This window comes from Pseudomonas sp. 09C 129, assembly GCF_002843625.1.
GTDB classification, from domain to species: domain Bacteria; phylum Pseudomonadota; class Gammaproteobacteria; order Pseudomonadales; family Pseudomonadaceae; genus Aquipseudomonas; species Aquipseudomonas chlororaphis.
Genome location: NZ_CP025261.1, coordinates 1255393 through 1278291 on the forward strand (window position 1 = coordinate 1255393; position 22899 = coordinate 1278291).

Annotated in this window: 21 protein-coding genes; 11 read left to right on the plus strand and 10 right to left on the minus strand. The window is 64.5% G+C overall.

Going from position 1 to position 22899, the window contains the following annotated elements; all coding sequences use genetic code 11:
* Window positions 1-36: 36 nt before the first annotated feature.
* Window positions 37-330 (minus strand): hypothetical protein, encoded by a 294-nt coding sequence (locus CXQ81_RS05795; protein WP_007921634.1) that lies wholly within the window; start codon window positions 328-330, stop codon window positions 37-39.
* A 217-nt stretch (window positions 331-547) separates the two neighbouring features.
* Between CXQ81_RS05795 and pbpC the strand changes: the two genes are divergently transcribed.
* The 6 genes from pbpC (at window position 548) to CXQ81_RS05825 (ending at window position 7299) form a co-directional block, all read left to right on the plus strand.
* Window positions 548-2860, plus strand: coding sequence for a peptidoglycan glycosyltransferase PbpC (gene pbpC, locus CXQ81_RS05800; RefSeq protein WP_256593480.1), 2313 nt, complete (start codon window positions 548-550; stop codon window positions 2858-2860).
* Window positions 2861-2926: 66 nt separating this feature from the next.
* Window positions 2927-3229, plus strand: a complete 303-nt coding sequence (locus tag CXQ81_RS05805; protein ID WP_016703781.1) for a MazG-like family protein — start codon at window positions 2927-2929, stop codon at window positions 3227-3229.
* Window positions 3229-3978, plus strand: a complete 750-nt coding sequence (locus CXQ81_RS05810) for a methyltransferase (RefSeq protein ID WP_007928683.1) — start codon at window positions 3229-3231, stop codon at window positions 3976-3978. Before CXQ81_RS05805 ends, CXQ81_RS05810 begins: the two co-directional genes overlap by 1 nt.
* 12 nt (window positions 3979-3990) lie before the next feature.
* Window positions 3991-4602, plus strand: coding sequence for a DUF4136 domain-containing protein (locus CXQ81_RS05815; RefSeq protein ID WP_101336727.1), 612 nt, complete (start codon window positions 3991-3993; stop codon window positions 4600-4602).
* Between the two features lie 41 nt (window positions 4603-4643).
* On the plus strand, window positions 4644-5201 hold the full coding sequence (locus CXQ81_RS05820; protein ID WP_007928685.1) for a DUF4136 domain-containing protein: 558 nt from the start codon (window positions 4644-4646) through the stop codon (window positions 5199-5201).
* A 157-nt stretch (window positions 5202-5358) separates the two neighbouring features.
* Window positions 5359-7299 (plus strand): TadG family pilus assembly protein, encoded by a 1941-nt coding sequence (locus tag CXQ81_RS05825; RefSeq protein WP_101336728.1) that lies wholly within the window; start codon window positions 5359-5361, stop codon window positions 7297-7299.
* Here the strand turns inward: CXQ81_RS05825 and CXQ81_RS05830 are convergent.
* Both CXQ81_RS05830 and CXQ81_RS05835 read right to left on the minus strand, forming a co-directional pair.
* Window positions 7284-10052 (minus strand): ATP-binding protein, encoded by a 2769-nt coding sequence (locus tag CXQ81_RS05830; protein ID WP_101336729.1) that lies wholly within the window; start codon window positions 10050-10052, stop codon window positions 7284-7286. The two genes, CXQ81_RS05825 and CXQ81_RS05830, sit on opposite strands and share 16 nt — an antisense overlap.
* On the minus strand, window positions 10049-10495 hold the full coding sequence (locus tag CXQ81_RS05835) for a TadE/TadG family type IV pilus assembly protein (protein WP_007928690.1): 447 nt from the start codon (window positions 10493-10495) through the stop codon (window positions 10049-10051). Before CXQ81_RS05835 ends, CXQ81_RS05830 begins: the two co-directional genes overlap by 4 nt.
* A 75-nt stretch (window positions 10496-10570) precedes the next feature.
* Between CXQ81_RS05835 and CXQ81_RS05840 the strand changes: the two genes are divergently transcribed.
* Together CXQ81_RS05840 and CXQ81_RS05845 are read left to right on the plus strand one after the other, a co-directional pair.
* On the plus strand, window positions 10571-11041 hold the full coding sequence (locus CXQ81_RS05840; protein WP_101336730.1) for a prepilin peptidase: 471 nt from the start codon (window positions 10571-10573) through the stop codon (window positions 11039-11041).
* A 121-nt stretch (window positions 11042-11162) separates the two neighbouring features.
* Window positions 11163-11954, plus strand: a complete 792-nt coding sequence (locus CXQ81_RS05845; RefSeq protein ID WP_101339383.1) for a response regulator transcription factor — start codon at window positions 11163-11165, stop codon at window positions 11952-11954.
* A 69-nt stretch (window positions 11955-12023) separates the two neighbouring features.
* Here the strand turns inward: CXQ81_RS05845 and CXQ81_RS05850 are convergent, their stop codons facing one another.
* The 6 genes from CXQ81_RS05850 to cpaB are packed head-to-tail and all read right to left on the minus strand — an operon-like array spanning window position 12024 to window position 17394.
* Complete coding sequence (locus CXQ81_RS05850) at window positions 12024-12914, minus strand: type II secretion system F family protein (RefSeq protein WP_101336731.1); 891 nt, start codon at window positions 12912-12914, stop codon at window positions 12024-12026.
* A 1-nt stretch (window position 12915) separates the two neighbouring features.
* A complete protein-coding gene (locus CXQ81_RS05855; protein WP_101336732.1) occupies window positions 12916-13800 on the minus strand; it encodes a type II secretion system F family protein in 885 nt (294 codons plus the stop codon).
* 18 nt (window positions 13801-13818) lie between these two features.
* Window positions 13819-15093, minus strand: a complete 1275-nt coding sequence (locus CXQ81_RS05860) for a CpaF family protein (protein ID WP_101336733.1) — start codon at window positions 15091-15093, stop codon at window positions 13819-13821.
* Entirely contained in the window at window positions 15090-16280 is a 1191-nt protein-coding gene (locus CXQ81_RS05865) for a pilus assembly protein (RefSeq protein ID WP_101336734.1), read from the minus strand. The genes CXQ81_RS05860 and CXQ81_RS05865 overlap by 4 nt, the downstream gene beginning before the upstream one ends.
* Entirely contained in the window at window positions 16277-16435 is a 159-nt protein-coding gene (locus CXQ81_RS31180) for a hypothetical protein (protein WP_178081045.1), read from the minus strand. The genes CXQ81_RS05865 and CXQ81_RS31180 overlap by 4 nt, the downstream gene beginning before the upstream one ends.
* 20 nt (window positions 16436-16455) lie before the next feature.
* A complete protein-coding gene (gene cpaB, locus CXQ81_RS05870; RefSeq protein ID WP_101336735.1) occupies window positions 16456-17394 on the minus strand; it encodes a Flp pilus assembly protein CpaB in 939 nt (312 codons plus the stop codon).
* A 322-nt stretch (window positions 17395-17716) separates the two neighbouring features.
* Between cpaB and CXQ81_RS05875 the strand changes: the two genes are divergently transcribed.
* The 3 genes from CXQ81_RS05875 to CXQ81_RS05885 all read left to right on the plus strand — a co-directional run bounded on the left by CXQ81_RS05875 (window position 17717) and on the right by CXQ81_RS05885 (window position 21029).
* Window positions 17717-17950 (plus strand): Flp family type IVb pilin, encoded by a 234-nt coding sequence (locus tag CXQ81_RS05875; RefSeq protein ID WP_101336736.1) that lies wholly within the window; start codon window positions 17717-17719, stop codon window positions 17948-17950.
* A gap of 68 nt (window positions 17951-18018) precedes the next feature.
* The gene (locus tag CXQ81_RS05880) at window positions 18019-18432 is read left to right on the plus strand and encodes a response regulator (RefSeq protein ID WP_007928714.1); all 414 of its coding nucleotides are present in this window, start codon (window positions 18019-18021) and stop codon (window positions 18430-18432) included.
* Between the two features lie 191 nt (window positions 18433-18623).
* Window positions 18624-21029 (plus strand): autotransporter outer membrane beta-barrel domain-containing protein, encoded by a 2406-nt coding sequence (locus CXQ81_RS05885; protein ID WP_101336737.1) that lies wholly within the window; start codon window positions 18624-18626, stop codon window positions 21027-21029.
* A 63-nt stretch (window positions 21030-21092) separates the two neighbouring features.
* Here the strand turns inward: CXQ81_RS05885 and CXQ81_RS05890 are convergent, their stop codons facing one another.
* On the minus strand, window positions 21093-22763 hold the full coding sequence (locus CXQ81_RS05890; protein WP_101336738.1) for a ShlB/FhaC/HecB family hemolysin secretion/activation protein: 1671 nt from the start codon (window positions 22761-22763) through the stop codon (window positions 21093-21095).
* Between the last annotated feature and the right edge of the window lie 136 nt (window positions 22764-22899).

The window sequence follows — 22899 nt, forward strand, 5'->3', positions numbered from 1 at the left end:
TGCTCGCGATACGACCGCGCAGCGGTCGTCTATCGGTCAGTGCACCACCCAGCTCAGCAGCCACAACCCCAGCAGCAGCCAGATGATGCCCATGACGATCGAGGCGCGCATGAAGGCGCGGACCGCCGAGTACAGCAGCATCAGCCCGACGATCAGGGTGATGATGCTGATGATCGAGGTGTCCATGCCCAGCGCCCGCGACAAGCCGTCGATAAAGTTGCCGCCGGCGTTGGTCAGGGCGTTGAACAGACCGCTGAGGCCATCGACGATAAACCGTATGACCGAGCCCAGCGCCTGGCCGAGCCATTCAAAGAAGCTTTCTACCTGCATGCGTGCATCCTGATGAAAAAGTTGGCGTGCTTGCCAGACCTGAGCCTTTGGCCATCAATCGCGCTGGCGAGTTCCGTTCCAAGCATAGAGGTTCGCGGGTTTGATTTTTCGATTAGTTGCATCGCGCCTGCGCAGTTTTTGGTGGCGAATATTTGGCCAGGCACAGTCGCCCGGCTTGCCATCGCCGCAACCGAGCGGTCGCCGAGGCTGGCGCATCCTGCGGACCGTGCTGGGCGGCCTGTTGCTGCTGTGGGCCGGGCTTTGGCTGGCCGACCGCATCTGGCCGCTGCCGCTGCCCAAGGATGACCTGGCGCGGGTGGTGCTGGCCGAGGATGGCACGCCACTGTGGCGCTTTGCCGATGCCAATGGCGTCTGGCGCTATCCGGTGCGCACCGACGAAGTCTCGCCCTATTACCTGGACGCGCTGCTGACCTACGAAGACCGCTGGTTCTACAGCCATCCCGGGGTCAACCCGATGGCGCTGGCGCGTGCCGCCTGGCAGAACCTCACGGGCGGGCGGGTGTTGTCCGGCGGCAGCACCCTGTCGATGCAGGTGGCGCGCCTGCTCGATCCTCACTCGCGAACCTGGCACGGCAAGCTGCGCCAGCTGTGGCGCACCGCGCAGCTGGAATGGCACCTGAGCAAGCAGCAGATCCTCACGCTCTACCTCAACCGCGCTCCGTTCGGCGGCACCTTGCAAGGGGTGGCCGCGGCCAGTTGGGCTTACCTGGGCAAGTCGCCGCAGCACCTGACCCACGCCGAAGCGGCGCTGCTGGCGGTACTGCCCCAGGCGCCGAGCCGGCTGCGCCCGGACCGGCATGCCGCGCGGGCACAGGTGGCCCGGGACAAGGTGCTGCAGCGCCTGGCGCAGTTCCAGGTCTGGCCGCAATCGGCGGTGGACGAAGCCTTGCAGGAACCCCTGTTGCTGGCGCCGCGGCTGGAGCCGAGCCTGGCGCCCCTGCTGGCGCGCCGGCTGAATCGCCCGGACAGCCCGCCGCTGATCCGCACCACCCTGGACGCCAACCTGCAACGGCGCCTGGAAGACCTGCTTTTGGGCTGGCGCGCGCGCCTGCCGGAACACACCTCGGCGGCGATCCTGGTGGTCGAGGCGCAGACCATGGCCGTGCGCGCCTATCTGGGCTCGGTGGATATCAACGACGCCCGGCGCTTCGGCCATGTGGACATGATCAGCGCCATGCGTTCGCCGGGTTCGACCCTCAAGCCCTTCCTCTATGGCATGGCGCTGGATGCCGGGCTGATCCATTCCGAATCGCTGCTGCAGGACGTGCCACGGCGGTATGGCGACTACCGGCCGGGCAACTTCTCCATGGGCTTCAGCGGCGCGGTGTCGGCCAGCACCGCCCTGGCCACCTCGCTGAACCTGCCAGCGGTGCAACTGCTGGAAGCCTACGGGCCGAAACGGTTTGCCGCCGAGATGCGCATCGGCGGCATGCCGCTGACCCTGCCGGCGCTGGCGGAACCGAACCTGGCGCTGATTCTCGGCGGCGCCGGCAGCCGCCTGGAGGATCTGGTCAGCGGCTACAGCGCCTTCGCCCGTGGTGGCAAGAGCGCCAGCCTGCGCCTGCAACCGGACGATGTGTTGCGCGAGCGGCCGCTGCTGTCACCCGGTTCGGCGTGGATCGTGCGGCGCATTCTCAGCGGTCAGGCGCGCCCGGACCGCGACCCGAGGGCTGCATTGGTGCAGCGTCCGGTGCTGGCCTGGAAGACCGGCACCAGTTACGGCTTTCGCGACGCCTGGGCGATTGGCGTCGGGCCGCGCTACCTGATCGGCATCTGGATCGGCCGCCCGGACGGCACCCCGGTGCCGGGCCAGTTCGGCCTGGCTTCGGCAGCGCCGTTGATGCTGCAAGTGCACGATGTGCTGATCAACCGCGACAGCCAGCGCGGCATCAGCGCGCCGGTGCAGCCGGTGCCGATGAATGTCGGGGTGGCGGCGATCTGTTGGCCGCTGGGCCAGCCCATGAGCCGCAGCGATCCGAACTGCCGCCGCCAGCGTTTCGCCTGGACCCTGGACGGCACCACGCCGCCGACCTTGCAGGCGGCGGATCAACCCTTGGGCGTCGGCCTGCTGGAAAAAGTCTGGGTCAATGCCAAGGGCCTGCGGGTCGACGCCAAGTGCCCGGGGGCCGAGGTGCGGGATATCGCGCTGTGGCCGGCGCCGCTGGAGCCCTGGCTGCCGCGCATCGAACGGCGTGAAGCGCGCCTGCCGGCCAACGACCCGGGGTGCCCGGGGCCGGCCCTGGCGGCAGCGGCGCCGTTGTCCATCGTCGGCGTGCGCGAGGGCGATCGCTTGCGCCGCCCGGCGGCCAGCCAGGAACTGCTGCGGCTCAAGCTGTCGGCCCTGGGCGGCAGCGGCCGGCGCTGGTGGTTCGTCAACGGCGAGCCGCTGGGCGAGAGTGCCAACCAGGACAGCATCAACGCCAGCTTCGAACGGTTGGGGCCATATCAACTCAGCGTGCTGGACGAAGGCGGGCAGACGGCGCGGGTCGAGTTCAGCGTTATCGATTGAGGGGGTGGTGCGGGCCTTGCCTTCATTCGCCATCCCCCCGAAGCTATACGCCTTCAGGAGACCCCGATGAACCTAGACGAACTGACCCAACGCCTGCACGCCATTCGCGACCGCAATGACTGGCGGCCATTTCACAGCCCGAAGAACCTCGCCATGGCCGCCAGTGTGGAGATGGCCGAGCTGGTGGAAATATTCCAGTGGCTGAGCGAAGACCAGTCGCGGCAACTGCCGGCCGACAAGCTGGCCCACGCCGGCCAGGAAGTCGGTGACATCGTGCTCTACCTGTTGCTGCTGTGCAGCGAACTGGGCCTGGACCTGGAGCAGGTGGTGCGCAGCAAGCTGGCCGACAGCGAACGGCGGTTCAGCTGATGAGCGACCGTCATTTCGACCAGCTGGCGACCCGTTTTGCCGAAAAGATCTACGGCGGCGCCAAGGGCGCGATCCGCCTGGCGGTGCTCCAGGCCGACCTGGCCGAAGCCTTGCCGGACCGCCCGCTGCGGGTGCTGGATATCGGCGCCGGGCTGGGGCATATGTCGCTGTGGCTGGCCCAGCGTGGCCATCAGGTGACCCTGGCCGAGCCGGCCGAACCGATGCTCGAGGGCGCTCGCCAGCGCTTCGCCGAGGCCGGCCAACAGGCGACCTTTATCCAGGCGCCCTGGCAGGACCTGTTGGGCCAGCTCACTGAACCCTATGACCTGGTGCTGTGCCATGCGGTGCTGGAGTGGCTGGCCGAGCCCCACGCGATCCTGCCGGTGCTGCATCAACTGACCACCCAGGACGGCTGGCTGTCGCTGGCCTTCTACAACCGCGATGCGCTGATCTATCGCAACCTGCTCAAGGGCCACTTTCGCAAGATGCGCAAGAACGACATGGCCGGCGAGAAGCAGAGCCTGACCCCGCAACAGCCCCTCGATCCGCGGGAACTGGCGGCGCAACTCGACGGCTTGTGGCGGGTCGAAACCCAGAGCGGGGTGCGGGTTTTCCATGACTACATGCCGGTGGAATTCCAGGCCCGCGCCGAGTTGCTGGATCTGTTGGAAATGGAATTGGCCCATCGTCGTCACCCAAGCTTTGCCGGGCTTGGGCGTTACCTGCACTGGATTTGTCGTCCGGTCTGAGCGGAGCTCGAAATGAAACGCCACGCTGGTTTGCTTGTGCTGTGCCTGGGGCTGGCGGCCTGCCAGAGCCCCAACCCCTATGTCGCCAGTTCCAATCCACTGCCGCCGGCGCCGCCACAGGCGGCCGGGACCTTCGACCGCAGCGCCTACCCCGCGCCCCAGCGCGACTATGGGCGCTATCGCAGTTGGGCCTGGCGCAACGGGCGCCTGCCCAATGGCTCGGCCTGGGCCGATTCGGCGCAGGTCGCCGAGGCGGTCAGCAACGCCCTCGACCAGCGCGGCCTGCGTCCGTTGCACGACAACCGTCCGGCGGACCTGTGGGTCAGCGCCGACCTGCACCTGGAAAAGCGCCTGCGTCAGGTCCAGGACGACTACGGCTACGGTTACGGCGGTTATGGCTACAACCGCTACGGCCCTGGTTATGGCATGTACAACACAGTGCCGGTGGTGCGTACCTACGAGGTGGAAGTCGTGGTGGTACGGGTCAACCTGTTCGACGGCCGCAATGGCCAGCCGGTGTGGAGCGCCAGTGCGGAAACCTCGAGCCAGGGCAGCCTGAGCGAGCGCGCCGATGCGCTGCGCGAGGCTGTGGAAAAGGCTATGGCGGCGTATCCTCCTAGTTAGCGACATCCCTTCAGGTGCATTTGCTCTTCTGGAGAAACATCATGTTCCGCCCTCTTGCTTTACTGGCCCTGGCCGCGCTGCTCAGCGCCTGCGCCGCCAACCAGGTCAACCATGACTTCGATGCCAGCCGCGACTTCGCGGCCTATCGCAGCTGGAGCTTCAAGGAACCCGCCCTGCAATACCGCCCCGACGATCCGCGGATCAAGAGCGACCTCACCGAGCAGCGCATCCGCCAGGCCGTCAGCGATCAGCTCGACCAGCGCGGCCTGCGTCCAGCCGCGGCGGGCAAAAAGGCCGATCTCAACGTCCAGACCTACCTGATCGTCGAGAACCGCCAGCAACAGGTCACTACCAATTACGGCGGCGGCTGGGGTGGCCCGTGGAATGGCTACTGGGGCGCGCCGATGTACAACGAAACCCGCAACATCACCTACAAGGTCGCCACCATCCAGATCGACCTGCTCGATGGCAAGGACGGCAAGCTGGTGTGGCGCGGCAGCGACGAGCAGATACTCAGCAGCACGCCGAACCCCGCCGATCGCAGCACGGCGATCAGGGAGACCGTCGGCCGGATCCTGGCGAACTATCCGCCCAGGTAAGTTGCTGCATTCCACCACGGGGCGAGGGCTGCACGGGCCCTTGCCCCATGCCCAAACACAGCGCTGGCAAGTCGCCAGCGTTGTATTCCAGCCTTGACTACACTCCTTTCACCCAGCGGAGGTTGCGCCCGGCGGTGCGCCGGCAAAGGAGTGCTTCATGTTTTCCCGCACGCAGTTTTCCGGACCGGCTCGGCAGCGTGGCGCTATTGGTCTGATAGGGGCGCTGGCGCTGAGCACGGCGGTGTTGTGCACCCTGGTGGTGGTCGACAGCGGGCGCCTGTACCTGGATCAGCGTGAGTTGCAGCGGGTGGCCGATAACGCTGCATTGGAGGCGGTGGCGCGGGGCGGCAATTGCCAGGCGGGGCTCAGCGCGACGGTATTTGCAAGAGAAAGCGCGGCGCGCAACGGCTTTGTGGTGGGAGACGACAGACCGCTGACAGCCACCTGTGGCTCGCTGCAGACCGGTGCCGACAACCTGCGCACCTTCAGCCCCAACGCCAGCCAGGCCAGCGCCATCCGAGTGGTGGTCAGTGAAGCGGTGCCCACCAGCATCGCCCTCGGCGTAACCAATCTGTTTTCCGACAATCCCGTCAGCACCACGACCTCGTTGAGTGCCACGGCGGTAGCAGCTCAACCCAAGCCACCGCTGGCGCAATTGACGATTCGCAGCACGCTGGTCGACCTCAATCTGTTGAACGGCGCCCTCAGCGGTCTCGCAGGTAGCGCGATCAATGTCAGCCTGCTCGGTTGGCAGGGTCTGGTCGATACCGACATCAGCCTGCTCGGTTACCTGAAGCAGTTGGCCGTCGACCTGAATGTGAGCGCCGGAAACTACAGCGAACTGCTCGACGTCGATACCGACGTCACCCAACTGCTCCAGACCAGCATCAGCGTGGCCCAGAAGAACGGCGCCACCGCCGAGGTCCTGACGGCCCTGGGCAGCATCAAGGCTGCAGCCATCAATACGGCTCCGGTGAAACTGGGTGACCTGTTGAAGTTGCAGACCGGCACTGCGGACTCCGGGCTGGATGCCAACGTCCAATTGCTGAGCCTGGTCGAGGCGTTCCTGCAACTGGCCAGCAGCCAGAGCGCCGCGGCCGTCGAGCTGCCGGTGAGTGTGTTGGGGTTGGCGGGCGTCACCACCCGGGTCAAGATCGTTTCACCTCCCGAGTTCGCCATCGGCAACCCGGAACTGGCCGCTGTCGACCCGCTGGGACCCAATCGCATCTATGTACGTACCGCTCAGGTGCGGGTGTTGCTGAGCGTGGATCTCACACTGATCAATAGCGTGCTGCAGGCGGTGAATGCTCTGCTGATGCCGTTGGTGGGTACGCTCAATACAGTTCTCAGCCTCAATTTCAGTTGTGTGTTCAGCGGCTCCTGCGTAGAGACTGACCTGCTGATCCTGCCGAACGGTGCGAACCTGGATGTCAGCCTTGAAGTGGCGGCCGGCGACAGTCATGTCACCGGCTATACCTGCGTCAGCGACAGCGACAACAGCCTTTCCGTCGACACCACCACCTCCGCGGTCAAGCTCAAGGTCGGTCGGGTGGACGCCAGCAACTGGGCGTCTTCGACCGCTCAGGTCAGCGTGAGCCCATTACCGCTGGTGGATATCGGCGCGAGGACCTGCCAGCGGCTGTCTGGCCTCTGTGGGCCGCGTACCCCATTTGCCGGCGGCGGCAGCGAGTTGATGATCGACGTGCCGGGTGCTGACACGTGGATCGCCGGCACCCACGAGCCGAATTTCACCTTCGTCAATCCGCCGAAAATGAAGCAGGAACTGGCGGACGACGATTGGCACAGCGTGACCGCCTCCAATGTGGTCAGCAGCCTGCGTGCGTCGTTGACCGGCATCACTCTGATTACGCATCCGCCCAGTATCGGCAGCCTGCTCGGGGTGGTGCTCAATACCTTGCTGTCGGCGTTGAACACCGTGGTCGGCCTGCTGGCCACGGCTATCGGCGCCTTGCTCGGCCCGTTGCTGGACCCATTGCTGAACAATGTCCTGGCGGTGTTGGGCATCGATCTGGGCAAGGTCGAGGTGGGCGCCAACATCACCTGCGGCCAAACCGGCCGGGCCTATCTGGTGATCTGATCGCTCTGTACCAGCGGTAGGTCGATGCAGAAGCAGGCGCCTTCGCCGGTGTTGCTCACGCTCAGGCGCCCGCCCATGTTCTCGACTATGCCGTAGCTCACCGAGAGCCCCAGGCCGGTGCCCACGCCGACCGGCTTGGTGGTAAAGAACGGTTCGAAGATGCGCCCCAGCAGACGCGGGTCGATGCCGCCGGCATTGTCTTCGACCAGCAGCCGCACCCGCTGCGCGTCATGCTCGGCGCGTATGGCGATCCAGGGCCGCAAGTCCGGATCCTGCTCGCGCCGGCCGAGCAGCGCATCCCGGGCATTGACCAGCAGGTTGATCAAGACTTGCTCAAGCTGATCGACATGGCCCCGCACCTGCACGTTGAAGTCGATTGGCGCGACACGCAATTCAACGCCTTTGCCGCGCATGCCGTCGGCCAGCAGCGACAGGCAGCCTTCCACGGCCTGGGCCGGATCGAAAGGTTGTTGCTCGATCTCCGAGCTGCGGCCAAACACCCGCATATGGTCCACCACCCGGCCGGCCCGCTGGACCTGGGCATCGATGCGCTTGAGCTTGTCCTGCAGGTAGTCGAGTTGCACGTCGCCGTTGTTCAGGCGCTTGAGCACGTTGACGATGGCCATGCGCATCACATTCAGCGGCTGGTTGATTTCATGGGCCAGCCCGGTGGCCATTTCGCCCAGGGTGGCCATCTTCGCGCTTTGCATGAGTTGCAACTGGGAGCGGCGGACTTCGGTGTTGTCGCGGCCGACGGCCTGGATCTCCCGCAGGCGTCCTTGCTCGTCGAACACCCCGCGGTCGGACCAGACCCACCAGGCATGTTCGCGCCCCGGCAGTTGCAGGTTGATTTCCGCGGTGCTGACCGGAAATTCCGGGGTCAGCTGGCGGATTCGTTGCACGAAGGCGGCGTGTTGTTCGGCGGACAGCCAGTCACCGAGGTTGGCTCCGGCCAGTTGTTCGGGCGGGCATTCCAGGTAGGTCGCCAGGGGGCGGTTGCCGAAGGTCAGGGTCAGGTCGGGCAGGTAGCGGCAGATCATCGCCGGGGAGTCTTCCACCAGGATCCGGTAACGCTCCTCGCTGAGTCGTATCTGCTCGGCGGCCAGGGTGGCGTCGGTGACGTCCAGCCACAGGCCGACGGCTTCGACCGGCATGCCCAGGTCGTCGCGCAGCAGCCTGGCCTCGTCGAGCACCCAGTGGTATTCGCCACGGCTGTCGAGCAGGCGATAGCGGCTGCGCACCGCGCCTTCGCGCAGCAGTTGCCGGTTGCGCTCGAAGTAGCGGTCGCGGTCGTCGGCATGCACCCGCTCCGCCAGTGTGTCGTCGTTGCAGTCGTTCAGGGTCCAGCCGAGCAACGGCTGCAGGCTGTCGCTGAAAAACGTCGGCTGCAGCGCACCCTCGACATAGCGCTGGACATAGATCACCGCCGGCGAATGGGCGATCAGGTTGTCCAGCCGGGCGTGGGCCGCGGCCGCCTGCTGCTCCTGGTTCTTGATGTCGCTGATGTCCAGCATGAAACCGACGAAGCGCTGGTTCTGGCCAATGCCCAGGGCTTGCCCCTGCAGGCGGTACCAGATGGCCGGCAACTGCGGGTCGGCCCGCTGCAACCGTACGCAGAGCAGCAGCGGTTTGCCCTGTCGCAACTCTTGCAAGCGGCTGCTCAGTTCCTGGCGATCGGCGGGGTGGATCAGGGCCAGCCAGGCCTGCAGCGACAAGCGTCGGGTCTGGGGTTCCAGCAGCAGGTTGAGGGCCAGCTGCGGCGCCAGCTGGATCTCGTTGTCCTGCGCGAACAACTCCCACCAACCGGTGCCGAGCAAACCTTGCAAGGCCTCCAGGCGCTCCAGCTGGTGATGGTGCTGCTGTTCGCGCAAGCGTCCGAGCAAGGGCCCGGCCAGGGCGGCACTCAATTGCAGCCAGTCCCGTTCGCTCAACTGCGGTGCCTGCTGGCGTACCGGGTAGAAGCCGCAGAGCAGCCAGGCCGCGACACCGTGATCGTCGCGAAAGGGCACGACAAAGCCCTCGCTGCTGCCGAACGCACGTTGCAGGCGCGGATGCTCGCCAAGGCCTTGAGTGAAGATCAGCGACTGCGGGGCATTGCCGTTCAGGCTGTCCAGCCCGGTGCCCAGGACCTGGCCCTTGTGCCACAGCTGCGGTGCATCGGCGGCCTGATACAGGCCATGGATGTACCAGCCCTGTTCCAGGTCGTCGAGCAGCGCCAGGGCGAGGCAGGGGATATGCCAGTGCTGGGCCAGGGCATGGAGTTGCTCATGCAGCACCTCGGGCAGGCGAAAGAGGCTGCACAGGCGCAGCTGTTCGCTGATCTGCACGGCGAACTGCTGGCAGTCCTGGCGTTGCTGCGCCTGCTGGCGTTCCAGCAACAGGTCGCCGATGTCCAGCAGGTGCAGGAGCCAGCCTTGGGTAGACGGTTGCACCCAGCCGCGCAGGTGCAGGGTTTGCCCGCCGGCACCATGGAAGTCCAGGTCGAGCATGTGCCCCTGCCAGTCGCCAGGGCTGCCTTCGACACTCAGCGCGCTGTGCGCCAGCAGGTAGTCCAGCAACGGCGCCGGCCCTTCGGCGGCCGGCGGCTGGGCCAGGGCGTGGCGTAGCGGGCCGGTCATTTGCAGTACCTGGGTGTTGTGGTCCAGGTGCACCAGCAGGCCGACCCCGGGCGTGGCCAGGGGCGGCGCGGGAGGAAGCGCCTGGGGCGTCGTCCGGCCGAGAAAACGCCCGAGGAGTTTGTCGCCCGAGCTCAAAATTGCAGACTCGACTGGGCGCTGAGGTTCGCGGGCAGGGCGGGCACGCTGCCCAGGCCCGGCAGCACCAGGAAGGGGATGACCTGTCTGAGCTTGTCGGTGGAGTAGTGGACACGGACCGTGAGCAGGCCACCCGCGTAAGTTACGGTGGCATCGCTGGCGTTGTTGGCATTGAAGTTGAAGGCCTGTGGAATCCAGGTCAGTTGCTCGCGCAAGGTGTTCTTCGCGCGCGCTATCAGGGCGGCGTCATAGCCGGGCGTGGCGGGGTCCAGGGCGACGCTGCGCCGCACCGCTTCGGCAGTGGCCTTATTGAAGGACTGCACCATCAGCAGCGGCACGCTGTAGCTGACCAGGGCATAAAACACGGCGAAAAAAATGATGAAGACCATGGCGAACTCGATGGCCACGGCACCTTTTTGTTTTTCTGGCAGGTCGACTTTCACGGCGGCGTCTACCCTGACTGCTAGTAGGTCAAGTCAGCATAGAATCATTCAGCCAGAAGGGATGTTTTTTAACCGATGCAGCATTGGATTCTATTGGCTTGGCTGGGGCTGTGCGCGGTGCAGGATATCCGCCAGCGTCATCTCGCCAACGGCTTGACCCTGGGTGTCGCGTTGCTGGCGCTGGGATACTTGCTGTGGGCCGGCAACACCTGGCTGGGCGCCGACGCGGTGCAGGGGGGCAAGGCGCTGTTGCTGGCGTTGCTGCTGACCGTGCCGGGCTATGTGCTGGGCCGGATGGGCGGCGGCGACGTGAAGCTCCTGGCGGCCCTGGGGCTGGCGTCCGACCCCCCGCACCTGCTGGGTACCTTCATCGGTGCCGCGTTGGCCAGCGGCCTGTGGTGGTTGCTCGCGCCCAGGCTGTTGCCCGCGGCCGACCAACCGCTGGCAAGGTCCTTGCGATACCTCGATCCGCGGCAGGGGCAAAAGTACGCCTTTGCCCCTTTCGTCCTGGTCGGCATGGCCCTGACCCTGCTGTGGGCCCGCTAGTCGTGCCGCCTATCTCTATGTACATAGTCGGAAAGTAGTCTACGTTTATTCTGTACCTGCCCGAAGTGGACGCGGCAGGGCAGGAACATTCGTCTTGGGCTTGCCAGGCATGGAGTTGCGCGTGAACAAGCTTGTATCCCGCATCAAAGTACTCGTGGTCGACGACCAGCCGTTGATAGTCGAAGAGCTTTGCGAGTTTCTTGAAGGCAGCGGTTATCGCTGCGTCCCTTGTGAGTCCAGCCGCCAGGCGATCCAGCAGTTCAATGAAGATGCCGAAATCGGCCTGGTACTGTGCGACCTGCACATGCCCGATCTCGATGGCATCCAGTTGGTGCAGGAGCTGCAGCGTATCGCCGGCAAGCATCGGGTCTTCGAGGCCATCATGCTCACCGGCCAGGCCGACAAGCAGGATGTGATCAAGGCCTTGCGCGCCGGCATCGCCGATTACTACCAGAAACCGATCGACCTCGATGAGCTGCTGGCCGGTCTGCAACGCCAGGAGGAAACGTTGCAGGAGCGGCAGAAAAACCTGCAGCTGGGGCACCTGAACCAGAAGCTGCAGTTCCTTTCCGAATCCATTGACGATCTTTACCAGGATCTGGACAAAGTACGTCGCGCGCCACTCGCGCCACCGACGACGCAGGCGTCGGACCAGGGCGGCGGCGAGGCGGAGCAGATCGAAATCCCGGCGATCTTCAATCAGCTGTCGCCCCGGCAACTGGATGTGGCCCGCCTGGTAGGCAAGGGGCAGACCAACTACCAGATCGCCTGTGAACTGGGGATCACGGAAAACACCGTGAAGCTCTACGTGTCCCAGGTGCTGCGCCTGACCCATATGCACAACCGTACCCAACTGGCATTGGCGCTGGCACCCAGCAACTCGGGGTTGCGCCAGCGCGTGACCGCCCACTGATTACTCCCCATGTGCAGCACCCCCCGACGGTCGCGAGGGTGTGCTGCGCATGCAGGCCGCTGCATCCTTCTATTGGTGGGCGAAAGCCCGGGCAATGGCGCTGACGCCAGGGCCGGCCAGGACGATCAGTAACGCCGGGAAGAGAAACAGCATCATCACGACGGACATTTTCGCCGACATCTTCGAGATGTATTCCTGCAGGCGCGTCAGGCGCCGGTCATCGAGCAGCAGCTTGAGCGACTGCAACGACTTCATTGCCCCGCCGCCCTGGTAAATCAGCTGTTGCAGGATCACGCAGGTGTCGGTGAACTCATCGACGGCCAGCAGCCGCGCGGACTTGTTCAGTTCGTCCCCCAGTTCCAGGCCGGAATCCACCCGGGCCAGCACCATGCGCAATTCCTGGGTCAGGGCCGGCAGCAATTTCTGCGCGTCCTTGCTCAACACCCGCAGGGCCTGTTCCACCGCCATGCCTGACTCGAACAGGATGCGCACCAGGGGAATGAAGGTGGAGATATCGACCGCCAGTTGTTTCTGCCGCCTGCTGGCGGCCATGGCCAACAGACGCTTGGGCAACAGGTAACCGAGGCTCAGGGCGAACAGCGGGGCGACCCAGTGGTTTTTCGCCGCCGGGAAAAACACTGCCTGGATCACCAGGGTCAGGCCCAGGGCGAGAATCGGTGCGCCGATCTGGCAGGCGGCGAACAGCGAGCGTTGCCGCGCGCTGCGCCAGCCCAGGCGGTTGAGCAGCAACTGGGTTTCATTGTCGAGCCTGACCGCGTGCTGGCCGACCTTGCTGTCGCCCAGCACGTGCAGCCAGTTGCCGAGTGTGTTGTCGCGCGCGAGGTGCCCCTGCAGACGTTCGGTCACCTGACGCGTTCGCCGACGCTGTTCCAGCAAGCTGCCCAGCACCAGCAGCATGGCCGCGAGAAACAGCAGTGCACTGATCAGCAAGGCCGTCATGTCAAACACTCCGCAGCATGCGCCACAGCAGCGCGCAGCCGATGACCTGCAAACCGAAGGCGGCCAGCAGCATCATCCGGCCGCCGCTCTGGTTCCACATGCTCATCAGGTAGGTCGGGTTGGCTATCAGGAAATAGCCGGCCAATGACACCGGCAGGGCCGCGAGGACCATCGCCGTGATACGGGTTTCGCCGGTCATCGCGCGCAGTTGCCGGGCGGCCTGGTCGCGTTCGCGGATCAGCTTGATCAGGTTTTCCAGCAGCTCGCTGGCATTGCCGCCATAGCGGTGGTTGACCTTGAGCCCCAGGGCGAACAGGCGCAGTTCATCGCGCTCGTACAGTTCGGCGAAGTCCGCCACCGCATCCGGCAGGTTGACCCCCAGCTGCACGTTGCGCTGGACCCGGCCCATGGCGTGCTGCAACGGATTGTCGGCGGCCTCGATGCCGCCCAGCACCGCATCGGCCAGGGTGCGTCCCGACTTGAGGCTGCGCACGGCATGGTCGAGCAATGGCGGTAGCTGCTCGATCATGCGCTTGAGGCGCCGTCGGTACAGCCAACTGATGCACAGGCGCAGCAGCACAGGCGGTGCGACGAGCAGGGCGAGCAGCCCCGGCCCCATGCCCAGCCCATACCCGAGCATGCAACCCAGGGCCCAGACCATCAGCCATAGCCCCAGGCGTTCGGTGGGACGACCGAGGCCCGCGCGCAGAAAGGCCCTTTCGAGCCGGTTCCACGAGGTCTTTTCCACGCTCGGTTGCGGTTGCCCCTGGGCCAGGCGGTCGAGCACCCGGGCGGTGCGGGCCTGGCGCAGGCCGCTGTAGAACATCCAGCCCGACAGCCCCAGCAGGGTCAGGCACAGGAGGGCAAGCAGCACGGGACCTAACATGCGGTGGCGCTCCCTGGCTCAGTTGACGGGCAGGTCGGCGTCGCGTCGCAGCTTGTCGCCAGCGGGGTTGGCCGCTTCGCGCAGAAAGCCGAAACCGCTACGTCGGTTCAGACGGAACAGGGTGTTGGTGACGTAGATGTTTTCGCGTACGCCGACCACTTCCACCACTTCGCTGACGCAGCGCCGGCCATCGGGCAGGCGCGTCAGTTGAATCACCACGTCCAGGGCCGCGCAGATCATCTGCCGCAGGGTGCGTTCGGCCACCTGGCGCCCGGTCAGGCCCACCAGGGTTTCCAGGCGCAGCAGGGCATCCTGGGCATTGTTGGCGTGCACGGTGCTCATGGAACCGTCGTGGCCGGTGTTCATCGCCGTCAGTACATCGAGCACTTCGACGCCACGGATCTCGCCGAGGATGATCCGGTCCGGGCGCATGCGCAGGGCGTTGCGGATCAGGTCGCTGGCCTTGACCTCGCCATGGCCTTCGGCGTTCGGCGGACGGGTTTCCAGGCGCACCACATGGGGATGGCCCAGTTGCAGTTCGGCCACGTCCTCGATGGTCACCAATCGTTCGTGAGGGTTGATCAACTGGCTGAGGATATTCAGCAGGGTGGTCTTGCCGGTGCCGGTGCCGCCGCTGATCAGGATGTTGCAACGCTTGCCCACGGCCTCCTGGACGAATTCGAAGATCGCCTGGTCGATGGTCTGCATGGCCATCAGGTCGCTGCTCTTGAGCATGTCCTTGCGGAATTTGCGGATCGACAGGCAAGGGCCGTCGAGGGCGATCGGCGGGATGATCGCGTTGACCCGGCTGCCGTCGGGCATCCGTGCATCGACCATGGGCGAGGACTCGTCGAGGCGTCGGCCCAGGGGCGCGAGGATGCGTTGCATGACCCGCTCCACATGGTGCGCGTCGATGAAACGCAGGTCGCTCTGGTGCAGCACGCCATCGCGCTCGACGAACACCCGGTGCGGGCCGTTGACCAGGATCTCGGTCACCGCCGGATCGCGCAGCAAGACTTCCAGTGGGCCGAAACCGGTGAGCTCGTCCACCAGTTCTTCGGCCAGGCGCTCCATTTCATAGCGGGAGATCGCCAGGTGCAGGCGCGAGATGTACTCGGCCACCTTGTCGGTAATGAAATGCGCCAGAGCCTGGCGCGAACCTTCCAGCAGGTTTTTCCCCGACTCTTCGATGGCGTCGATGACGTAGCGATGCAGCACCAGTTTCAGGCCCTCGTGATCGGTGTTGCCGACCGGGCTGTGGGACTGGGCGCCGAAAAGTTTTTCTCTGCTCATCGACTTCCCCTGAGGCGCTCGAACCAGCCGGGCTTCGCCGTGGGCAGCCCTTGGGAGCGTCTGGCCAGGCGCTCGCCGAGGGTCTTCAGGGCTTGGGTCAGGCCTTCGCGGGGGGCCAGCTCGAACAGCGTGACGCCCTGGTTTTTCGCGTTGAGGCGTACCTCGGGGCTATAGGCCAGGACCGCGATCACTTCCAGGGCAAAGGTCTTGCCCAGGGTTTCCGCATCCGGAGCGACCCCGCGCAGGTAGCGGTCGACCAGCAGGCGGGCGTGTTCCAGCTTCATGCCTTTTTCACGCCAGATATTGAGCACCGCCAGGTTGCGGCGGCAGTCGAGCACGCTCTGGTCGGTGTACCAGAGCAACTTGTCGCAATGGCCGACGAAAGTGCGCAGGGCTTCGCTGTCCGGTTGTCCGGTGAGGTTCACCACGATGTGCTGGAAGTGCTGGCGCAGGGCGCTGAGCAGCATATACAACTCGGCGGCGCTGGTGCGTTCCAGCGGCTCGTCATGGCCGGCATAGGCCAGGATCCGCAGCCCGGCTTCGGTGCTGGTGAAGGCACTGTCGATCAGGGTCGCATCCAGGCGCCGCAGATGGCGCAAGGCATCGCCGAAGTGGAACGAGCTTTCCAGTCCCAGCAGCGCCAGGCTGTCGCCGCGCGGCAGGCCGAGGTCGAGCAACAGCGTCTGCTGGCCGCTCTTCTGCACCACCAGCGCCAGATGGCTGGCGAGCAGGGCGCCATCGGCATCGCTCTGGGTGCCGTAGAGCACGGTCAGGCCGCCGAGCTGGGTGCTCGGTGTGACCTGGGGCAGGCGTTTGCTCAGGCGTCGTACCAGGCCGGCCACTTCGCTGGAGCGCGAGCCGTAGGCCACGAAGTCGCGGGCTCCGGCGCGCATGGCGTTGAGTACCAGTTGGTTGTCCATGCCGTCGCCCAGGGCGACGATGGCCAGCATCGGCTTGGCCTCCAGCGCGCCCTCGATCAACGCCGACTGGGTGACCACATGCTCGCGATCGAGACCGACGAAGACCAGGCTGGCGAATGTCACATCCACCAGCGCCAGCAATTCGTCGAGGCTGCCGCTGCCAGCGCTGACCACCTGCCCGAGTGGCGCCAGGGCGCCTTGCAGCCATTCCAGGTCGGTGCCGTTGCGGGTGATCGCAAGGAAGGTCTGGCTCAGGTTCTGACTCATTGCGATAGCCCACTGCGTTGATTGAAGTTGCGGTTTTCCAGGGAGTACCCGTTCGGGTCGTGCTTACACAGCGGGGCGTCGCCCTCGGCAGGTACACCGCTCGACATCAGGGGTCGGATCAGGCCTTTGAGCAGGGGCCGGGAATCATTGGACATGAAGAAGTGTCCTTGCATGATCAGGGTGTTTGTTGACTCGCTTCGATGCCGCGTATGACTTCTATCTGGGCGCGACGCGATGTGGCGTCGAACGTTCTGGTGGTGGAGGGAGAGGGGGTGGACAGGGCCAACTGGTTGAACTGGATCAAGGATCTGTCGGCGTTTTGCAGATGCTTCGACGCGCTTTTTTCGCCGGCCCAGTAATGTGCCAGGCGTTTCTCGTCGGCGCTGCGTACCGCCAGGCGCAGCACGCCGGCTTGAGCCGCGAGCATCAAGCGGCTCAGCAAGGGTTCCGGGACGGCCAGCAACACGCTGCGCGCGTTCAGGCGACGCTGATCCTGTTTGAGTTTTTCCTCGGCACTGGCGGGCGGCGAGCCCGGCTTGCCATCGTTGGTCAGGCCCAGTTGCTCGCCGATGCCCAGCACCCGCAGGGCCGGCACCACGACCTGGGCCGAGGGCAGCAGGTTGTTGCTGTCCTGGCGCAGGAACAGCAGCACATCGACGTAGTCGCCAGGGCTCAGTTGCCCGCTGGCGCCGATGACTTCGTCTACCGCGACGGCCAGGGCGCGCTCGTCGGCACGGATCATGCGGGCCACGCTGCCCCCGGCTTCGAAGCTTTCCTCGCTCAGCCAGGTCCCTGCCGGCAGCGCCCGCCATGGCGTGCGTCCGATGACTTGATCGAGGCTTTTGAGGCTGCCGGCGGGGGCGGTGCGCAGCCGCTCCAGCGTGACATCGCCGGCCTTGATGGGAACGAACGGAGGTATGTCGCGTACCAGCACCGCGACGGGCTGGCGAGTCGCATCTTCGGCGGAAGCAGCGACGGTTTGCACGGCGTCGGGGGAAGGCTGCGCTACAGGTTGCGCTGCGGGCCGGCGACTCAATGCCAGGCCCCAGTAACCGGCAATGAGAGCCCCCACCAGAAACACCCCAGCCAACCCCATAGTGATACGACTGTTCATGACGGCTCTCCCTTTCCCGCTGCATTACCGACTCGCACATCCAATGAGTCAATTTCGCAATCAGGCAGCTATGAACAAGCAACTATTTCGCTATTTGAAGGTAGAACAGCTGCAACAAAACGCCATTACTGTCGAGAAAATAACTTGGCTCATCCGTGCCCTGTCCGATGTCGCGTTTTTTTTGACGCCAAAGGGCCGAGCTAATACTTAATGATTAATTCGTTCTTACAGTTGTTGGCTGGAAGTTTGTTGACAATGCTGTGGTGGCACAGGGGAATCATGTTGCAACGCTGCAACACTCAGTGCGTTGAGGAGAAACTAGATGTTCTTCATTCTCGCCACCCAATGGATCACCCTTCTGGCCTCCCGGCTCCTGCGTTTCCTCAAGAATAACGAGGGCGCGTCAGGGATTGAGTACGCACTTATCGCCGGTATGGTGGCCGTGGCCATCGCGGCATTCGTACCTGACATTTCAAGCGCTATCACCACCACCTTCACGACTTTGCAAGGGGCGTTGGAGGGCGACACTAGCGCTGCTGCTCCTAGTACCCCGTAACACCGGTCCTCAAGGCTTTATCGAGGCGTCGATACCCATCGGTATTCAGTCACTTTCAGGTATTGCCCATGAGCTCCTCTTCGTTTCCACGCCAGCAGCTTCTTCTCGTGGACGATGAAGAGGACGCGCTGCTCGAGCTCGCCGAATTGCTGGAGGGTGAAGGCTTTTGCTGCTTCACCGCGACCTCGGTCAAGCTCGCCCTGGCCCATCTCACTCAACACCCGGACATCGCGCTGGTCATCACCGACCTGCGCATGCCGGAGGAGAGTGGCCTGTCGCTGATCAGGCGCCTGCGCGATCACACCTCCCGCCAGCACCTGCCGGTGATCGTCACCTCGGGGCATGCCGACATGGATGACGTCAGCGACCTGCTGCGCCTGCAAGTGCTGGACCTGTTCCGCAAACCCATCTATCACGTGCGCCTGCTGGAAACCCTGAACACGCTGTTCCCGCTGCCACGTATCCATCTGGTCAATCCCTGAACCTTCGCGCTCCTCCCGATGCCCGGTTTTCGTCGCCGTCGGTGTGATTTTTCGATGGTGTCATAATGATGGCTCCTGTACATTTGCCGCCGCTTGTCCGGGCGTTTGCCGACAAGCCGGTAGGGATGCCTGAAAGACACCGGCGCGCCTGCTGAAACCTGTCGTCCGCGTTTCTGGAAGGGATATCCCCATTGAATACTTCATTCCTGCGCCGCTCGCTGCTGGCGCTGTCTGTGGCCGCCGCCGTGCCCCATGCGTCATCGTCGATGGCGGCGGACCTGAACTACGACCTCGGTGGCGGTGCCTTGAACAGCACGCTGCAGACCTTCGACAATGTGCGGTTGAGCGGGACGTCGCAGAACACTGGCGCCGATTTCAGGGGGTTGACGGTCCAGGGCGGTTTTATCAATGACGGGGCGGTCAATTTCAGCAGCGGCTCGACCCAGGCCGGGTTGTTCTTCGCTTCTCAGGCGTCGACCGCTTCGACCTTTACCGGCGACTTCATCAACCGCGGTTCGGTGCGGATCGACGGCCTGGATGCTTCTGCCACGCCGAGCGGCATTTTGCATTCCGGCAGCCAGATCGGTGGTGACTTGATCAACGAAGGCAATATTTCGGTGGCGGCCGAGGGGGCCGTCGGCCTGGATATCTACCAGGCGACCATCGCCGGCCAGGTGCTCAACACCGGAACGATTGCGGTCACGGGGGAGGGCGCCTACGGCGTGTTGATGTTCTCTACCTCCACCGGCATCGGCAGCGACAGCGCCATCAGCGCAACGACCATCGACAATCGCGGCACCATCACCGCTCGTGGGCGGAGCGCCAAGGGCATCGAAATCGAAAATGCCGTTTCCAACGGCGGGGTCAGCAACGGTATCGTCAACAGCGGCACGATTGCCGCCGATGGTATCGGCGTACACGTGGTCAGCTTTGCCAACCCCTCTGTGCTGTTCTCCATCAGCCAGACCGAGGGCCTGATCGAAGGGGGCATCGCGGCGATCCGGGCCGATCAGCCAAACACTTATTTCTACTGGCAGGGAGGGCAGGTCAAGGGTGATCTGCTTGGGCTTTCCGGTGTGTTGGCCAGCGGTGAGGTGAGCTTCGACGGCTCGACCATTCGCGCCGGCTATGTGGACATCGATGACGGCCGCCTGACCCTGCTGCGCCCGCAAACCACCCTCGATGGTGGGCTCGACCTGGACTCTTCGACCGCCATCTTGCGCTTGTTGCTGGACAACGATACCCACCCGACGACGCCGATCCTGAAGGTCACGGGCTCTACTTCTTTCGGCGAAGGCAGCCGCATTGAACTGGCGGCGCGCTCCAGCGATTTCCGCACCGGTGCCGATGGCACGCGCTACACCCTGATCAACACCGGCACTTGGGAAGAGCCGCAGAACGCCAATGTGGTGTCGTCGTCCGCGTTGCTGGAAGTCAAAAGCTTCGGCATCGAAGGCAATGACCTGAAGGCGCTGGTCACCACCAAGAACCCTGCGGTGGTCGAGGAGAACATCATCCAGGCGGACGGCTCGCAAAACGCCGCGAACGCCATCAAGCCGTTGTCGAACAGCCTGATGACACGGCTCGATGAAAACGATCCGGTGTTTCGCGCCTTTGCCAGCGCCTCCTCGGATGCCGAGCTGGCCAGGCTCTCCGAGACCCTGGGCCCGGACGTCAGCCGTGGGGTGATTCATGCCGCCACCAGTGGCCAGAACCTGGTCAGCAATGTGATCACCAACCGCTCCAGCAGCGCTCGCAATGGCTTGTCTTCGGGCGACGTGTTGGCCGAGAAGGGCGTGTGGCTCCAGGCGCTGTCCAGTGACGCCGACCAGGACAGCCGCAAGGGTGTCGAGGGTTATGACGCCAACAGCCACGGGATTGCCGTGGGTGCCGACGGCCAGCTCAATGCCGACACGACACTGGGCCTGGCCTACAGCTACCTGGACAGCGACGTGAAGTCCTCCACTGGCAACAAGACCGATGTCACCGGCCATGCCCTGACCCTGTATGGCGACTGGACCCACGACAACTTCTTCGTCGACGCTTCGTTGATGTACGGCTGGAACGACAACGAGTCCAAACGCTACGTCGCCGGCACCCGCGCCAAGGGCGATTACGACAGTGAAATCTTCGGCGTCAATGCCCTGGCCGGCTACAGCCTGCGCCTTGACCGGCACCTGCTGCTCGAACCGCAGGTCGGTGCCCGTTACGCCAACGTGATGATCGATTCGTACCGCGAAAAAGGCAGCTCGGCGGCCTTGAATGTCGCCAGCCAGCGTTATGAAGTGGGCGAGCTGGGCATTGGCGCGCGCCTGGCCGCCGCGTTCGATCTGGGCCGGGGCAGCCTGGAGCCGGAAGCCAGGGTCATGGCCTGGCACGACTTCATCGCTGACAAGGCCAACACCACCTCGACCTTTGTCCTGGGGGGCACGCCATTCACCACCAGCGGCGCATCGCCGGAACGCGACAGTTATGAAACGAGCCTGGGCGCGACCTATCGCGTCGGTGCCTGGAGCCTGGGCGGTTCGTACAACTACCTGACCAAGACCGACTTCTCTGCCGATACCTTCAGCGCCAAGGTGCGCTACGACTTCTGATGCTCGCCTGAACACAACGACCCGCCTTGGAGCGGGTCGCTTTCGTTTGGCTTGAGGGGCTTTTTACAGCTGGTAGCTGAAACTCAGGGTGTAGCGCGGGCGCCGGTTGTGGGTGTCCAGGGCTTCATCGGACATCGGCTTGGCCGCTTCGAGGGAGATGTTGTAGTACTTGGCGTCGCCAAAGCGCAGGCCGACGGCGGCCGACGACAGGTCGTTGCCCTGGACCGGCAGTTCGTTGAACCAGGTCCGCGAGCGATCCAGCACCACGTACGGCTGGAGGATTCGCAGCCAGCGGTCTTCGCGATTGAAGCTGTAGTTCACCTCGTAGGCCGCGCCCCAACCCTTGTCGCCGGACGCCTGGTCGTCGGGGTAGCCTCGGCCGAAGTTCTGCCCGCCGAACACCGCGCGCTCGCTGTCGGGCAGGTTGTCGCGGCTCCAGTACAGGGCCGCCGACAGCACCCCTTGCCAGTTGTCGAAGAACTTGTCGCTCTGCACGCCGGACAGGCGCACGCGGAAGAAGTCCAGGTCGTAGAGGTTGTCGTTGGTCTTCGCGCCCAGGGCGTCCAGCCCCTGGTACACCCCGGCACTGAGAATCCTTAGTTGGCGTGCATTGGCCTTGCGCCAGTCGCCCTCGAAGGCCAGGGCGCGAATGTCGGTTTTCAGTTCGACGCTCTGCGGATAACCCACCACTTGATAGCGGGTCTTGTCGTTGACCGCATACAGGCGCGAACCCAGGATCAGCAGCTCGTTGGGGGCGGCGATGACCGGGTGGCTCAAGCCTATGGAGTAGCGGTCGTTCTCCCGGCGGGGCTTGAGTTCGAGGCCGTTGTCGAGCCGCACATTGGTCCCCGGGTCGGCGCGGTAGCGCGTGCCGTACAGGCTCAGCTGGGTGCCTTCGTCATTGAGAAACTGGTTGTAGTCCAGGCGGTAGTAGTGCTCGTGATCGTCCCCCGGCGGGAACAGACCGCTGAGGGTTACCTGCTCGCCCATGGAGGTCTGCGAGTTGCTGCTGACCGCCAGCAGGGCTTGCAGGCCATTGCGGTTGTCGTCGGTGGTGCTGAGGCTGCTGGTGAACGGTTTGCGGCTGGCCTGGGCAATCAGGTAGGCCGCGCCGTCGGTGGTTCCCGGTGGCGGCACCTGGGCTTGCAGGGTGACCCCGGGAATGCGGCTCATCAGGGTGGTGTAGTGCTCGAAGGTCTTGCGGGTCAGCGGCCGTTCGGCCTTGAGTTTTGCCACCAGTTTGTCGAGGTAGGCCGAGACCGGGCCGATATCGCCCTGCAGCTGGTAGTCCTTGATGTAGCCCTCCACCAGGACTACGCGCACGGTGCCCTGGTCGAAGCTCTGTTGCGGCAGGAACGCATAGGACAACAGATAGCCGTCCTGCTGGTAGCGGCGGGTGATTTCCCGGGTGGCTTCGATCAGTTGCCCCAGGGTGCTTGCATGGCCGATCAGCGGCTTGTAGATCTCTGCCAGCTCGCTCAGCGGATAGAGGGTGCCGCCCTCGATCTGCACGGTGCTGACGTTGACTGTGGTGCCCATCATCAGGGGCTGGGCCTGGGGTTCCTTGGGGGGCGCCAGTTTGGGCGCCGGGGTCGTGGGGCGGTAGGCGTCGGCCGGCAGGTTGGGTACCGGCAGGTTGCGGATGGTTTCGTTGCTATTGAGAAAGCTGGGAAGGTTTTCGGCGTGGACGTATGAGCAAAGCGAGACTAACAGCAAGGGAGCCAAAGCGCGCATAGGACACTCCATGGTCAAGTCGCAGCAACGCGAGAGGTACTTCAGTCGGCGGCGCTTGTCAGGGTCTTGGCCTTGATCAAGGACTGCAACCGTCATGCTCCAGGCAAGAAAAAGACGAGAGACTCAATCGAATCCC